The organism is Coprococcus sp. RTP21281st1_F1_RTP21281_210402 (assembly GCF_040915325.1).
Lineage (GTDB): Bacteria > Bacillota > Clostridia > Lachnospirales > Lachnospiraceae > Coprococcus > Coprococcus aceti.
In genome coordinates this window covers 220,222-235,749 of record NZ_JBCPDQ010000006.1, presented here as the reverse complement: position 1 = coordinate 235,749, position 15,528 = coordinate 220,222, and the positions used below count along the sequence as shown (strand labels likewise).

The following is a 15,528-nucleotide window of genomic DNA, read 5'->3' as shown; positions in this document are numbered from 1 at the left end:
TACTAAATATTTCCAAAAAGAAATCCGGCATATCCTATTTCTCACAGGTATATCTGAATACCTTTATGAGAAATTGACATATCCCGGATTCCCCTTATATCCTTCATGTCGAGCAGCTTCGCAGCCACTACTTTTTTATATACATCCAAGCAAATGAGTGATTACTCTTCGTCAGCATCTCCGGCTGTATCGAGGGTCTCAAATACGATCTCCTCTGAATTTACATTCTCTAACTCTTCGTAATCATCTGTATCCTCATCTTCATCAAAGAAGTTAAGCTCTTCCATATCAGTGTCAAGCTTTACTGAACGATATCTCTTCATTCCTGTACCAGCAGGTATAAGCTTTCCGATGATAACGTTTTCCTTAAGTCCGATAAGTGGATCAACCTTACTCTTGATCGCAGCATCTGTAAGAACCTTTGTTGTCTCCTGGAATGATGCAGCCGACATAAATGAATCAGTTGCAAGTGATGCCTTTGTTATACCAAGCATTATCTGTGTTCCAGTTGCAGGCTCCTTGCCCTCTGCGATAAGCTTCTCATTTGTATCTTCAAACTCAAGCAGATCTGCCTGTGTTCCTGGAAGATAATCTGAATCTCCCGGCTCATCAATTATGATCTTCTTAAGCATCTGTCTTACGATGATCTCAATGTGCTTATCATTGATATCAACACCCTGAAGTCTGTAAACCTTCTGAACCTCACGGAGCATGTAATCCTGAACTGCACGAACACCCTTTATCTTAAGGATATCATGTGGATTAACTGATCCCTCTGTAAGCTCATCACCAGCCTCAAGTACCTGGTCATCAAGAACTCTGATACGTGAACCATAAGGAATAAGATATGCCTTTGACTCACCTGTCTCATCGTTTGTTATGACAACCTCTCTCTTCTTCTTGTTGTCACGGAGCTGTACCTTTCCGCCAAACTCTGCAATGATCGCAAGTCCCTTTGGCTTTCTGGCCTCGAAAAGCTCCTCAACTCTTGGAAGACCCTGTGTGATATCGCCACCGGCAACACCACCTGTATGGAATGTTCTCATTGTAAGCTGTGTACCAGGCTCACCGATTGACTGTGCAGCGATAATTCCAACTGACTCACCAACCTGTACAGGCATTCCTGTTGCCATGTTCGCACCGTAGCACTTTGCACACACACCGAGGTGTGACTTACATGTGAGGACTGTTCTGATCTTAAGCTTTGCATCTGATCTTACAACTTCGTTTCCATCGTCATCCTTAACGGTGAATGGAACGCCGTTGGCATCGACACCCTTCTTAACAATGAGCTCAGCTCTCTTAGGAGTTACCATATGATTTATCTTGACAAGCATGTTGCCCTCTGCATCATATACAGACTCTGCAAGGTAACGTCCTGTGATTCTCTCCTGAAACTCCTCGATCATTTCCTTGCCTTCTCTGAAGGCCTCAATGACCATACCCGGAATTGAATCTCTTCCTATACTACAATCAGGCTCTCTGATTATAAGATCCTGTGATACATCTACAAGTCGTCTTGTCAGGTATCCTGAATCGGCTGTACGAAGAGCTGTATCTGACAGACCCTTACGAGCACCATGCGCTGAAATGAAATACTCCAGAACGTCAAGTCCCTCTCGGAAGTTAGACTTGATTGGGAGCTCAATGGTCTTACCTGTTGTATCTGCCATCAGTCCTCGCATACCTGCAAGCTGCTTGATCTGCTGATTAGAACCACGGGCTCCAGAATCAGCCATCATGAATATATTGTTATATTTATCAAGACCTGCGAACAGGAGATCCTGCAGATGCTTATCTGCCTTCTCCCAGATCTTAACTACTGCCTGATATCTCTCCTCGTCTGATACAAGACCACGTCTGAACTTCTTGGTGATTTGGTCAACGAGCTTCTGTGCATCCTCAAGGATATCCTTCTTCTCATCAGGCACCTTCATATCTGAAATAGATACTGATATAGCACTTCTTGTTGAATACTTATATCCTATTGCCTTGACATCATCAAGAACCTCTGCAGTCTTTGTTGCACCGTGTGTATTGATACACTTGTCAAGGATTGGCTTGAGCTGCTTCTTTCCTACATGGAAATCTATCTCAAGCTTCAGAGCGTTCTCACGAACAGTTCTGTCTACATATCCGAGATCCTGTGGAATGATCTCATTGAAGAGAAGCTTTCCAAGTGTTGTATCGATAACACCTGTAACTTCCTCGCCCTCGAACTCACCGGTTCTTCTTACATGGATCTTGGTGTGAAGTGTAATTCCACCATTCTCATATGCAAGTATTGCCTCATTCTTGGACTTAAAATATCTTCCCTCTCCGATCTCGCCTTCCTTTTCCATTGTCAGATAGTAGATACCAAGTACCATATCCTGTGAAGGAACGGCAACAGGCGCACCATCTGATGGCTTCAGCAGGTTGTTAGGTGAAAGCAGAAGGAATCTACACTCAGCCTGTGCCTCTACTGTAAGTGGAAGATGGACAGCCATCTGGTCTCCATCGAAATCGGCATTGAAGGCTGTACATACGAGTGGGTGAAGCTTTATAGCCTTACCGCCTACAAGCACTGGCTCAAATGCCTGGATTCCAAGTCTGTGAAGTGTAGGGGCACGGTTAAGCATAACCGGATGCTCCTTGATGACATCCTCAAGAATGTCCCAAACCTGTGGCTCAAGCTTCTCTACCATCTTCTTTGCCTGCTTGATATTGTTTGCCTTACCTGTAGCTGTAAGCTCCTTCATAACAAATGGCTTGAACAGCTCGATAGCCATCTCCTTAGGGAGACCGCACTGGTAAATCTTAAGCTCTGGTCCAACTACGATAACTGAACGTCCTGAGTAGTCAACTCGCTTACCAAGAAGGTTCTGACGGAAACGTCCCTGCTTACCTTTCAGCATCTCTGAAAGTGACTTCAGTGCTCTGTTACCAGGGCCTGTTACCGCACGTCCACGTCTACCGTTATCTATAAGTGCATCAACTGCCTCCTGAAGCATTCTCTTCTCATTTCTCACGATGATCTCAGGAGCACCGAGATCAAGGAGTCTGCGGAGACGATTATTTCTGTTGATAATTCTTCTGTACAGATCGTTGAGGTCTGATGTTGCAAATCTTCCACCTTCAAGCTGTACCATAGGTCTGATATCTGGTGGGATAACAGGTATTACATTCATGATCATCCACTCAGGTCTGTTCTCTGATGTTCTGAATGCCTCCATTACCTCAAGTCTCTTGATGATCCTTGTACGCTTCTGGCCGCTGCATGTCTCAAGCTCTTTCTTAAGCTCTGCGCTCTCGGCATCAAGGTCTATTGCCTTGAGAAGCTTCTGTATAGCCTCTGCGCCCATCTCTGCAACGAATGAACCGTAACCATACTCCTTCTCTGCCTCTCTGAACTCCTGCTCGTTGAGGATCTGCTTGTAAGCAAGCGGAGTATCCTTTGGATCTGTTACTATATATGATGAGAAGTACAGTACCTTCTCAAGCACTCTTGGTGATATATCAAGGATCAGTCCCATACGGCTAGGGATTCCCTTGAAGTACCATATATGTGATACAGGAGCAGCGAGCTCAATATGTCCCATACGCTCTCTACGAACGTTGGACTTTGTTACCTCAACTCCACACTTATCACACACGATTCCCTTGAATCTGATCTTCTTGTACTTACCACAATTACACTCCCAGTCCTTCTGTGGCCCAAATATTCTCTCACAGAACAGACCGTCCTTCTCAGGCTTAAGTGTTCTATAGTTGATAGTCTCAGGGCGCTTTACCTCACCATGTGACCATTCTCTTATCTTTTCAGGAGATGCAAGTCCGATTTTTATTGCGTCAAAGTTCAATGACTTTTCCTGTTCTGCATTGTCTACATTGTATTCTGGCATCTTACAAAGCTCCTTTCTTATTCTTCCTCATTATTATCCATATAATCTGAATCGCCGAGGTCTTCCATATCACTTATATCGTCGTTCTCATCAACCTCTGAGAATCCGCTTGCCTGAAGCTCATCTGCGTCATCGCCTCTGAACACCTCAGGTGCATCGCTCTCATCCATATCATCGTCTCTGTCTGATGATCTGTCGCTGAGAAGTCTCTTGATACTTGTGTTGTAATCATAAGCTTCCATGGTCTCGCTGAGATCAACTTCAACCATCTTCTTGTTGCCTTCCTCGTCCTCTTCCTCTCTTACGACTCTTACATCAAGTCCGAGAGCCTGGAACTCCTTGAGAAGTACCTTGAATGACTCAGGCACACCAGGTGCTGGTATATTGTCGCCCTTGATAATAGCCTCATATGTCTTAACACGTCCTACAACATCATCAGACTTAACTGTCAGAATCTCCTGCAGTGTGTATGAAGCACCATAAGCCTCAAGAGCCCAAACCTCCATCTCTCCGAAACGCTGTCCACCAAACTGAGCTTTACCACCCAGTGGCTGCTGTGTTACCAGTGAGTACGGACCGGTTGAACGAGCATGGATCTTATCATCAACCAGATGGTGCAGCTTGAGGTAATGCATGTAACCGATAGTTACAGGGGCATCAAAGTTCTCACCTGTTCTACCATCACGGAGCTGAACCTTACCTGTTCTGTTGATAGGCACGCCCTTCCACTCTGCTCTGTGGTCTCTGTTCGTGTAGAGGTAATCCATAACCTCAGGCTTTACTGTATCCTTGTACTTAGCCTCGAAGTCTTCCCATGTACCATTTGCATAGTCATTGGCCATCTCCAGTGTATCCATGATGTCAAACTCTGTAGCACCATTGAATACAGGAGTGGATACCTTGAATCCAAGAACCTGTGAAGCAAGTCCGAGATGGATCTCGAGGACCTGTCCGATGTTCATTCGTGAAGGAACGCCCAGTGGGTTAAGCACGATATCAAGAGGACGTCCGTTTGGAAGGAATGGCATATCCTCAACAGGGAGCACTCGTGAAACTACACCCTTGTTACCATGACGACCAGCCATCTTATCTCCGACCTGGATCTTTCTCTTCTGTGCTATATATACTCTGACCTTCTTGTCTACGCCTGCCGGAAGATCGTCTCCATCAGCACGTGTAAATACCTTTGCATCTATAACAATACCGAATGCTCCGTGTGGAACCTTCAGTGATGTATCTCTTACCTCTCTTGCCTTCTCACCGAAGATGGCACGAAGAAGTCTCTCCTCTGCTGTCAGCTCAGTCTCTCCCTTTGGAGTAACCTTTCCAACGAGGATATCACCGGCACGAACCTCTGCGCCGATTCTGATGATACCATTCTCATCAAGATCCTTGAGGACATCATTTGACAGACCTGCAAGATCTCTTGTGATCTCCTCCTTACCAAGCTTGGTATCACGAGCCTCACACTCGTATTTCTCTATATGAATTGATGTGTATACATCATCCTGTACAAGTCTCTCGCTGAGAAGAACCGCATCCTCGTAGTTGTAACCTTCCCATGTCATGAAACCGATCAGTGGGTTCTTACCAAGTGCGATCTCTCCGCCAGATGTTGAAGGGCCATCTGCGATAACCTCTCCAGCCTTTACGTGGTCACCCTTGAACACGATAGGTCTCTGGTTCATACAGTTACCCTGGTTGCTTCGTGCAAACTTGATGATGTGATATACATCCTTTGTTCCATCCTCATCTGCTCTTACACAGACCTCTGTGCTGTTTGAATATTCTACAACACCGTCTCTCTTGGCAACGACGCAGACACCTGAATCTACAGCAGCCTTTGCCTCCATACCTGTTCCAACCACTGCTGACTCTGTCATCATAAGAGGAACCGCCTGACGCTGCATGTTTGATCCCATGAGGGCACGGTTAGCATCATCGTTCTGAAGGAATGGGATCATCGATGTAGCAACTGAGAATACCATCTTAGGTGATACATCCATGAGATCAACCTTTGACTTAGGGAACTCGGTTGTATCAGCTCTGAATCTTCCTGATACATTGTTCTTGACAAAGTGTCCATTCTCATCTATAGGCTCATTAGCCTGTACTACTCTGTATCTGTCCTCCTCGTCTGCTGTAAGGTAAACAACCTCATCTGTAACAACAGGGTTAGAAGGATCTGTCTTATCAAGCTTTCTATATGGAGCCTCAACGAAACCATACTCGTTGATACGCGCATATGTAGCCAGTGAGTTGATAAGTCCGATGTTAGGACCCTCAGGGGTCTCGATAGGACACATTCTACCGTAATGTGTATAGTGTACATCTCGGACCTCGAATCCGGCTCTGTCTCGTGAAAGTCCACCAGGGCCAAGGGCTGAAAGTCTTCTCTTATGAGTCAGCTCTGACAGAGGGTTATTCTGATCCATAAACTGTGACAACTGTGAACTTCCGAAGAACTCCTTAACAGCAGCCGTTACAGGCTTGATATTGATAAGGGACTGAGGTGTGATAGACTCAGCATCCTGTGTTGTCATTCTCTCTCTTACAACTCTCTCAAGTCTTGAAAGACCGATTCTATACTGGTTCTGAAGAAGCTCTCCAACCGCTCTGATACGTCTGTTGCCCAGATGGTCGATGTCATCGTCATTACCAATGCCATACTCGAGGTGAATGTTGTAATTTATGGAAGCAAATATGTCTTCCTTTGTAATATGCTTTGGTACGAGGTCTGACATGTCTCTCTCTATGGCAGCCTTGAGCTTCTCTGTATCATCACCATACTCCTCGAGGAGTCCCTCGAGAACCGGATAATATACTCTCTCCACAATGCCAAGCTCAGCAGGATCAAAATCCACATAGTTGGCAATGTTGACCATCATATTAGAAAGAACCTTAACGTTTCTCTCCTCTGTCTGGATCATAACATAAGGAACTGCTGCATCCTGAATTGTGTCTGCAAGCTCCTCTGATACTGTTGTTCCAGCTTCAGCGATAACCTCTCCTGTGCTAGGATCGATAGCATCCTCAGCAAGGACATGTCCTGCTATACGAGCCTTGAGAGCAAGCTTCTTGTTGAACTTGTAACGTCCAACCTTTGCAAGATCGTATCTTCTCGCATCAAAGAACATAGCATTAATAAGGCTCTCTGCATTCTCAACTACTGAAGGCTCGTCTGGTCTGATCTTCTTGTAAAGCTCTACCACGCCCTCTGCATATGACTTTGCAGGATCCTTGTTAAGACTCTCCATGATCTTTGGCTCCTCGCCAAATAAATCTATGATCTCCTGATCTGTTCCAAGACCAAGTGCACGGATAAGAACAGTCACAGGTACCTTTCTGGTTCTATCCACACGAACATAGAATACATCGTTGGAATCTGTCTCATACTCCAGCCATGCACCTCTGTTAGGAATTACTGTACATGCATACAGCTTCTTACCAACCTTATCATGTGTTATATCATAGTAAATACCAGGTGAACGCACTAACTGGCTTACTATAACTCGCTCTGCACCATTGATAACGAATGTTCCTGTCTCTGTCATAAGAGGAAGATCACCCATGAATATCTCATGATCTGACATCTCCTTAGCATCTCCGACTCTGAGTCTGACCTTGACTCTGAGAGGCGCCGCATATGTTGCATCTCTCTCCTTGCATTCCTCGATACTGTACTTCAAGTCATCTTTACAGAACTGAAAATCTACGAACTCAAGACTATACTGTCCAGAGTAATCAGTGATAGGAGAAATATCCCTGAATGCTTCCTTCAGACCGTCAGTTAAGAACCAATTGTATGAATTCTTCTGAACCTCTATGAAGTTAGGCATCTCCAGGACGTCCTTCTGCTTAGCGTAGCTCATTCTGTAGCCTTTTCCAGACTTGACAGGACTAATTCTGTTCTTTTCCATCGACACATTCACCCCTTGGAATTTATTTTTATGCTTTTTAAGACAAACCTTAGTTTAAATAAGTGTTTTAAAGCCATTTATCACCATATTATGATGTGTATGCACACGAAGCCATAATAGTGACAGTTTACTATCCTAACAGCAAATGCAATATTTGTCAACTATATTTTGGAAATTTTTTAGATTTTTTTATTAATTGAGAAAAGATGTATAGAAAAACCGGCCCGGCGGGATGAGATCCATCTCCGCCAGGCCGAATAAAGTCTGATAATAAAATAAGGATCAAATTACTTTAATGTAACCTTAGCGCCCTCAGCCTCGAGCTTTGTCTTAGCTTCCTCAGCCTCTTCCTTAGTAGCGTCCTCCTTGATTACCTTTGGAGCACCATCTACAGCGTCCTTAGCTTCCTTAAGACCTAAGCCTGTAAGCTCACGAACAACCTTGATAACCTTAACCTTGTTAGGACCAACCTCTGTAAGCTCTACGTTGAATGAATCCTTCTCCTCGGCTGCTGCTGCACCGTCTGCACCTGCTGCTGCAACTACAACACCTGCTGCTGCTGATACGCCGAACTCCTCTTCACAAGCCTTAACTAAGTCGTTTAACTCTAATACTGATAAACCTTTGATTACTTCAATAATTTCCTGAGTTGTCATTATGTTTTTCCTCCATATAATATAATTTGTTATTTTGTAATGCATCCGCACATCATTCTCGTATCATGCGGATACCATTTGTCCATGATATAGACAGTTGAATATCTGACAGCATATGATCCCGGCAGTGCCGATATATACATCAGATGTTCTATCAGGCTTAATATTAAGCCTCCTTCTGCTCTGCGATCTGCTTGATAACACGAGCGAAGTTTGCGATAGGTGACTGGATACTTCCAAGGAACTTGGAAATAAGCGCGTCTCTTGAAGGGATCTTTGCAATAACCTGGATTCCTTCTGCATCGTAGAATGTACCTTCTACAACGCCGCCCTTAAGCTCAAGAGCTGGGGCATTCTTTGCGAAGTCTGCAAGAACTCTTGCAGCCGCTGTAGCGTCATCCTTGCAGATTGCAAGACCAGTCGGTCCCTCTAAACAACCCTTAAGGCCTTCGAACTCTGTTCCCTCGATAGCGAAGTTAACCATTGTGTTCTTGTATACCTTGTATACAACACCAGCTTCTCTTAAATTCTTACGGAGCTGTGTATCCTGCTCAACTGTAAGACCACGATAGTCTACAACTACTGCAGTAGCAGCGCCTTCAAGATTTGCCTTGATCTCTTCTACTATTGGCTTCTTTAACTCTACCTTTGCCATAATGCGCCTCCTTATTTTACTAATGACTGCACATTCCAAGATATAAAAAAACTCTCAAAGCCCTAAGACCTGAGAGTAGATTGTTAATTCAATAACGATATCTTTCCTCGGTAGGTGATATAACATCTTACGCCCTAAGGCACCTACTGTCTTCGGCAGTTCATCGTTGCTTAATGTAACACACTGCAAATGCAATGTCAACAATTTTTTTATTTTTTACCCGACCTGACTCAAATCCGTTTATTGCCAGGCTCACGCTCACGCGCCGATCGTCTCATCCACAGCATTTGCTATTGCGTCTGCTATGGCTTCAAAATTGTAATCATACAGGTAATTGTCGTAATCGTTGTTGATAAAGCCTGTTTCTATGAGCACTGCGGGCATTTCAGTCCGGCGCAGCACCGCCAGCCCCGGCCTCTCCTCAACATTTATATTTCGAAAGCCCAGCTTTTCAAGCTCGCTGTTGATTTCCTGTGCAAGATTGTATTTCACTCCGCTTTTATCGTAGACAAGGGTCTGCACTCCGCTGTACTTGTTGGCCTCCGGTGCAGAGTTGCGGTGAAGCGATATAAAATAATCTGCTCCGCTCTCATTTCCCTTCTGTGCTTTGCGGACCGGAGAATCGTATACATCCTCCGTTCTGGTGTATACCACATCATATCCCCTGCGGGTGAGTTCATCCCCAAGTGCCAGCGCCAGGTTCAGGTTATCGTTTTTCTCAAGCCTGCCCTCATACGATGCACCGTTGTCATATCCGCCGTGCCCGGCATCTATCATAATTTTTGTTGCCATATAAAACATCCAGCCCCGGTTGTTTATTCCATTTATAATATGTAACAACCGGGGCTGTGATAACACGTTTATTCAAGGTTTATCATTTGAACCAGAGATCCAGATCCACGTCTCCGGATATACCGTCAACGGTTCCGGACTCGGTGTACTGCCATCCTGTATATTTGTATGGGAAATTAGGAACATTTGCATAGTGTGCAAGCCACAGCTCGTAATCCCCAAGTCTGTCCATGTCAAGGCACTGTGCGAACATATTCCTGCTGGCATATATCATCGGCGTGTAGCCTGCCGCCTTTATCGTCTCACAGAAGCCGACTATGCCATCCGTTCTCTCATCATTCGATGCGTTGTCGCCTCTCGCCTCACTGTCGCCGATAAGCTCCGAGTCGATAACTATAGGATACTTGACGTTCATCTTGCCTATCTGTTTGAGGACAAAATTCGCTTCCTCTACACCCTCGTCATATGTTATCGCCTGGGTGAAGAAGTAAAGCCCTGTCGGTATTTTGTATTTGATGACGGCCGCCTTGCTGTCCTCAAAGCTTGAATCCAGCATCAGTCCGCCCTGCGTGTAGCCTCTGTAACCCACTCTGAGCATAACAAAATCTATGTCTTTGTTCTTCGCCAGAGTCTCCCAGTCTATGTCTGACTGGAATGTTGACAGATCCACACCCACCAGTGTGTCCTTTATATTGTCATCGCTGTAATGCATATATCCATCGTCGCCCGTGTAGAACTTCTCAACATCGAGATTGTTTCTCTCCACCTTGTCGCTGATCTTGTACAGCAGCGCATCAGGGCCGAGTTCTCCGACATTGATGTACGCTGTCGGTATATAGTTCCAGTAATTGTCATATATAAGACTGGTTATCTCCGTATCCTCGAGCGTATATCCCGATTCATAGGAAAGCCCCGGAGATGCCTTGGAGTTGGTAAATCCTCCCGATCTTCCTATAAATATTCCTATAACAATTCCAGCAATAAGACATACCGATCCAACCAGTATGCACCAGTTTCTGGTAAATTTCTTTATCTGTTGTGTGTCCATATCTCTACCTGTCTCTTCCTTCTTAGCTTAGTCCGCCTTAGTCCGCATACACTGATTACATATTATCAAGGAAATGTTCCGTGCCAAGCCGCAAATGTATGACCTTGTCATACTTCTTCTTTATGGCATGTCTGAACCTTCTCGCCTCACTGTGTGAGAACATTCTCTCAAGATCCGCTTCTCTGAGTATCGGTTCATCACAGAGTATCTTGTACTTGATGTTCCAGTCATACATAAGACTTGTACAGTTATCTATGCTCACCCGCAGCATCGTTCCTTTGTTTTTACCCATGAACACTCTTCTGTTCCATCTGTGTTTTGCAACCGAATTCTTGGCATCAAATACAACCTCAGCCCCCGGATACTTCTTCCATATCGCATCCAGGAACAACTTCAGCTTGTCCTTGTCAAAATATCTCATCATATCGTATACAACAAACAGGATCGCCACATCCTGAGGCTTCTGCACTTCATCAAGCCATTCGTAATCAAATATTGAACTTCCTATGTTGACCTCTCTGTCCCGGATCTCCATGTATTTTCTTCTTATATCTATGCGCTCTGGGAGATCAACATTGTACCACTTTATACGGCCGTTATCCACACGGGAAAACATGGTATCCAGTTCGCATCCGACATTGACGATAATTCCGTCCGCATATCTATTTATGAAGTTTCGAACTCTCTCGTCCACAGCGACCAGCCTCTCCATCATGACTGTCCTGTCGTAAAATGTGTATCTGGCATTCCTCTTCTTATGCTCGATGCCTAATTTGTCCGTGAGCTTTATGGCCTCGTTGTCCTCATATAACTTTGGATAACGCTCAGCCATCATCGCCCTGCACCAGATGTCATTCTCTATGTCAGCAGGTACAAAATCCGAATCTCCCTTGATGCATCCGGCGATCTTCTTCATGATGGTCTTGCACTCCGGTATGAGGGGATGCTCGAGATAATCGTGTGTCACCGCATAATACTGATAGTAATGCACCTTCATATTCGTCCTGCTCGCGTTATCATACAGCCTTCTGGCATAGCAGTTGAGCATGTCGTCATTTGTCGTGAATATATCCATCTCATCGCATATATCCGTTATGTCGTAATACACGGGACTTGTCATATCCGTCCTGCCTGCCGCATCCTTCACCCAGTAAGCAGAGAGGAAATGCTTTATCCCCGGCGTGTAGTAATATCTGTACATAAAACGGCTCTTGTCACTCATCTTCTGTTCAAGCTCCGTGTCCTCAAATTCCGTGTCAAGAACCGGGGAGCACAGTATGAGCTTGTCCGGTCTTCTCCTGCCCTTCTTCCACAACTGTATGGCAAGCGATAACGCCAGACAGCCTCCGGATGAATGTCCGAGAAGCACCAGACGCTGGACATCCTCCGAGTCACACAGCTTGTCATACGCACCCGTAAGCATATCCAGTGCCTCTGTCACCGAATGCTCCGGCGCAAGCGGGTATATCGGAACCACCGCCCCATAGCCGGTTCTCTCCACCGTGTCGAACACAAACTTCCATTCATTGTGTGTTATCCTCGACACAAATCCTCCGCCGTGTATATACATGAAGAACTCCGTCGCCCTGCCGTCTTTAGGCATCACATAAAAGCACAGTCCGCCCTTCTCAAACACCGATCTGACCTTAAACTTATCTTCATTATAAGAAGGCGGATTATAATCCTCTTTTTTGTGAAGCTTAACCGCTGTTTTATATATGTCAGAGGCTTTCATATGCCTGTCATCAAGCATGACGTGCCCCATCTTTTCTATTGCAATAGTTAAGTAATTCTGACTCTCCATTGTCCACCTTTCCAAATGTCCGGTCTACAACTCTCTTTCAGTTATTTTTGCACATGTCAATAATATAATCAAGAAATGATTTTATTTACTGTTGCAATATTGTCAATTTATGATATTATAATTGCGGTAAACAGGATGCATACAGCATAGAAAGGCAAATCTTATGAATATTACGATGTTAAAGAGTAAGATACACCGCGCAGTTGTAACTCAGGCTGAGCTCAATTACGTCGGCAGTATAACTGTAGATTCTGAGCTTTTAAAGGCCGCCGGAATCCTTGAGTATGAATTAGTACAGATTGTTGACATAGAAAATGGTAATCGTTTCGAGACATACACCATAGCAGGAGAGCCGGGATCAGGAGTTATGTGCCTCAACGGTGCTGCTGCCCGTCAGGTCCAGGTCGGAGATCACATCATTCTCATGTGCTACGCATCAATGACACCTGAGGAGGCAAAGGAGCACACACCTAAGGTCGTATTTGTAAATGATGACAACTCCATCTCACGTATTACCGATTACGAGAAGCACGGAGAGCTTTTCAGCTAGATCATATATAGAATAAAAAGAACTATTCGTTTTAACTAAAGACGAATAGTTCTTTTTTATATTCGGATATGACCGGTCTTATCTGTCGGCATCCTCAAGGATAAGTCTGCACATCTCCGGCACATTTACCTCATCCATAATTATGTCTGCTTTTATGTCTCTGTCGGCATCATCCACCGGGGATATATTGGAGTGTACATAACAGGTGTGGAGTCCGACCTGCTTCGCCGCCAGCACATCACATACCGCGTCATTTCCCACCATTATGGATCTGTTCGGATTGATATGATTTCTGTCCAGGAGCTGCTGATAGAACGCTGCATCCGGCTTCATTGCACCGAAATCCGAAGAGAGCGATATATCTGTAAAATATCCCTCTATGCCAAGTGACTGAACCTCAGGGAAGGTGAAAACTCTCTGTGCATTTGACAGGATGTATAATTTCTTTCCGGCCTGCTTGAGCTGTTCGAGCATATCCGTCACGCCGTCATACAGTCTTATATATCCTGTAGACGCCTTGCGGAACTCCTGAGCCGCAGCCACTGTCAGCTCTGCACAATCGGACGGTGTCTGATCTTTTTTCAACGTGAGCTGCTCAAATACCTCAAGTATCTGTATCTCAGGGAATTTGAACCTCTTCTTTGCCATGGCCTGTTCTGCGCGTCTGATCTGTCTCTTGTACCTTGATCTGAGTCCTGCCGGATTGTATTTCACTCCGTGCTGCGCATAGAACTCACACATATGTTTCCACACAGCGATGTCCTCCTCATCAGTGTGAATGTCTATCAATGTTCCATATAAGTCAAATATAATATTGTCGTACACGTCATACCTCCGGGTAATTCTTTATTTTTTAGCGATAGCAGGCTCTCGCACCGCCAATGTATTTTGCACGGGTTCTCGCCATAACCACATGTGCACTTCCAACCATGCTGTGCTCAGATCTGACCGGAACGGCCACCGGCGCAAGATGCATGCCTATGAGAGTATCTCCTATATCAATGCCTGCCTGTGCCTGTATAGCCTCGATAGCCACTGGCTCCTTCATATCTGCGTATGCCGCTGTGGCAAATGAACCGCCCGCCTTGAGCTGTGGCACAACATTGACTATCGGTATCCTGTTCGCCTTTGCATATTCCTTCTCAACTATTATTGCCCTGTTCAGATGTTCACAGCACTGCGCCGCCATGTAGACACCTGTGTCTTTGAGTTCATCGAGTATTGCTCCCGCTATACATTTGCCGATCTCCTCACTGGAGAATGAGCCTATCCTCATATTTGCAACTTCGCTGGATGAGCAGCCGACCACCAGCGCATCGCCGGGTTCAAGTCCCGCAACTGCAAGAAGATCCTTCACAGCGCCACGGACCTCATCTTCGATCTCCTTCAAATGGTCAAAGGCTTCTGTTGAAACGCCCTGTCCCGCAGGTCTGAGTCCTTCCTCAATGCTCGTAGGTTCAGCTTTCTCCGGCTCAGAAATATCCTGAACCTCCTCATATTCATCCTTATCTATGGACACCGGCACACCGGTCTTGCCGAGCACAGTCACGCCGCCGTACCATGTGCTGTCCACCTTGAGCACATCGCCCACTTCATATTCCATTGAGTATTCATCTTTCTTTTTTATTATCTTCACCATCTTTGCCATGTCACAGATCTCCTTTCCTGTACATTTGCATTTACATGCGCTTTATTATCTTATATAGAAGAGAGCCATACATAACTCTCATAACCTCTTCGTATTCGTCCCGTGTCACGTACTCTCCGTAGGTCATCATCTCATATGTAACACCGGCTTCTCTGACCTGGTAATCCAGGCAGGACAGGCCATTGCGCTCGTAGAACGCCTTTCTCCGGCACCTCTGGTCGTAATTCGGCGCATTCTCATCAAGGGGCTCGATATTCAGAAACAGCTTCTGATCCGGATACTCTGCTCTCACCTTTTTTAATATTGCAGAGCCGTATCCACCATCTCTTGCCGATTCATCTATCGCAAGGAACATGAGCGTTTTCACCCTGTCATCACCTATCACATATGTCAGTCCGACAAATCTGCCCGAGTCCACAACCGCACGAAACCTCGCCTTTCCCTGTCTGCATCTTCTGGTGAGCATCCACATAGGAGGTCTTTCTTCCCTTGGGAACGCAGTCACGAACAGGTGCTTTACCTGTTTTCTATAATCATCAATATCAACAAATTTTAATTCCATATTATAACC

General features: G+C 45.2%; 11 protein-coding genes and 1 other annotated feature. Of the genes, 1 reads left to right on the top strand and 10 read right to left on the bottom strand.

Annotation, left to right across the window (positions count from 1 at the left end; all coding sequences use genetic code 11):
* Nucleotides 1–161: 161 nt before the first annotated feature.
* The 7 genes from rpoC to AB5150_RS10605 all read right to left on the bottom strand — a co-directional run bounded on the left by rpoC (nucleotide 162) and on the right by AB5150_RS10605 (nucleotide 12,759).
* Nucleotides 162–3,884 carry a DNA-directed RNA polymerase subunit beta' gene (gene rpoC / locus AB5150_RS10635; protein WP_015534192.1) on the bottom strand — a complete coding sequence of 1,241 codons (3,723 nt, stop codon included), beginning with the start codon at nucleotides 3,882–3,884 and terminating at the stop codon, nucleotides 162–164.
* A gap of 17 nt (nucleotides 3,885–3,901) precedes the next feature.
* Nucleotides 3,902–7,804: a DNA-directed RNA polymerase subunit beta gene (locus AB5150_RS10630; protein WP_055224423.1), complete on the bottom strand. Its 3,903-nt coding sequence runs from the start codon at nucleotides 7,802–7,804 to the stop codon at nucleotides 3,902–3,904.
* Between the two features lie 287 nt (nucleotides 7,805–8,091).
* Entirely contained in the window at nucleotides 8,092–8,460 is a 369-nt protein-coding gene (gene rplL, locus AB5150_RS10625; protein ID WP_015534196.1) for a 50S ribosomal protein L7/L12, read from the bottom strand.
* A 166-nt stretch (nucleotides 8,461–8,626) separates the two neighbouring features.
* Nucleotides 8,627–9,115 carry a 50S ribosomal protein L10 gene (gene rplJ, locus AB5150_RS10620; RefSeq protein WP_015534197.1) on the bottom strand — a complete coding sequence of 163 codons (489 nt, stop codon included), beginning with the start codon at nucleotides 9,113–9,115 and terminating at the stop codon, nucleotides 8,627–8,629.
* Between the two features lie 36 nt (nucleotides 9,116–9,151).
* Nucleotides 9,152–9,289: a sequence feature (ribosomal protein L10 leader region), on the bottom strand.
* Nucleotides 9,290–9,373: 84 nt separating this feature from the next.
* On the bottom strand, nucleotides 9,374–9,907 hold the full coding sequence (locus tag AB5150_RS10615) for an N-acetylmuramoyl-L-alanine amidase (protein WP_015534198.1): 534 nt from the start codon (nucleotides 9,905–9,907) through the stop codon (nucleotides 9,374–9,376).
* 82 nt (nucleotides 9,908–9,989) lie between these two features.
* Entirely contained in the window at nucleotides 9,990–10,955 is a 966-nt protein-coding gene (locus tag AB5150_RS10610; RefSeq protein WP_055147774.1) for a glycoside hydrolase family 25 protein, read from the bottom strand.
* A gap of 55 nt (nucleotides 10,956–11,010) precedes the next feature.
* Complete coding sequence (locus AB5150_RS10605; RefSeq protein WP_055147777.1) at nucleotides 11,011–12,759, bottom strand: alpha/beta hydrolase fold domain-containing protein; 1,749 nt, start codon at nucleotides 12,757–12,759, stop codon at nucleotides 11,011–11,013.
* A 163-nt stretch (nucleotides 12,760–12,922) separates the two neighbouring features.
* On the opposite strand from AB5150_RS10605, the gene panD reads away from it, so the two are divergent.
* Nucleotides 12,923–13,309, top strand: coding sequence for an aspartate 1-decarboxylase (panD, locus tag AB5150_RS10600; RefSeq protein ID WP_015534201.1), 387 nt, complete (start codon nucleotides 12,923–12,925; stop codon nucleotides 13,307–13,309).
* A gap of 78 nt (nucleotides 13,310–13,387) precedes the next feature.
* Here panD and AB5150_RS10595 read toward each other — a convergent pair whose 3' ends face one another.
* The 3 genes from AB5150_RS10595 to AB5150_RS10585 form a co-directional block, all read right to left on the bottom strand.
* A complete protein-coding gene (locus tag AB5150_RS10595; protein WP_022216757.1) occupies nucleotides 13,388–14,134 on the bottom strand; it encodes an HAD family hydrolase in 747 nt (248 codons plus the stop codon).
* A gap of 28 nt (nucleotides 14,135–14,162) precedes the next feature.
* Nucleotides 14,163–14,699 (bottom strand): TIGR01440 family protein, encoded by a 537-nt coding sequence (locus AB5150_RS10590; RefSeq protein WP_117550523.1) that lies wholly within the window; start codon nucleotides 14,697–14,699, stop codon nucleotides 14,163–14,165.
* A 289-nt stretch (nucleotides 14,700–14,988) separates the two neighbouring features.
* A complete protein-coding gene (locus AB5150_RS10585; protein WP_055147780.1) occupies nucleotides 14,989–15,519 on the bottom strand; it encodes a GNAT family N-acetyltransferase in 531 nt (176 codons plus the stop codon).
* Between the last annotated feature and the right edge of the window lie 9 nt (nucleotides 15,520–15,528).

Excerpts from the sequence above, each read along its gene's own strand:
- rpoC (WP_015534192.1), bottom strand. The coding sequence starts at position 3,884 with ATGCCAGAATACAATGTAGACAATGCAGAACAGGAAAAGTCATTGAAC.
- AB5150_RS10630 (WP_055224423.1), bottom strand. The coding sequence starts at position 7,804 with ATGGAAAAGAACAGAATTAGTCCTGTCAAGTCTGGAAAAGGCTACAGA.
- rplL (WP_015534196.1), bottom strand. The coding sequence starts at position 8,460 with ATGACAACTCAGGAAATTATTGAAGTAATCAAAGGTTTATCAGTATTA.
- rplJ (WP_015534197.1), bottom strand. The coding sequence starts at position 9,115 with ATGGCAAAGGTAGAGTTAAAGAAGCCAATAGTAGAAGAGATCAAGGCA.
- AB5150_RS10615 (WP_015534198.1), bottom strand. The coding sequence starts at position 9,907 with ATGGCAACAAAAATTATGATAGATGCCGGGCACGGCGGATATGACAAC.
- AB5150_RS10610 (WP_055147774.1), bottom strand. The coding sequence starts at position 10,955 with ATGGACACACAACAGATAAAGAAATTTACCAGAAACTGGTGCATACTG.
- AB5150_RS10605 (WP_055147777.1), bottom strand. The coding sequence starts at position 12,759 with ATGGAGAGTCAGAATTACTTAACTATTGCAATAGAAAAGATGGGGCAC.
- panD (WP_015534201.1), top strand. The coding sequence starts at position 12,923 with ATGAATATTACGATGTTAAAGAGTAAGATACACCGCGCAGTTGTAACT.
- AB5150_RS10585 (WP_055147780.1), bottom strand. The coding sequence starts at position 15,519 with ATGGAATTAAAATTTGTTGATATTGATGATTATAGAAAACAGGTAAAG.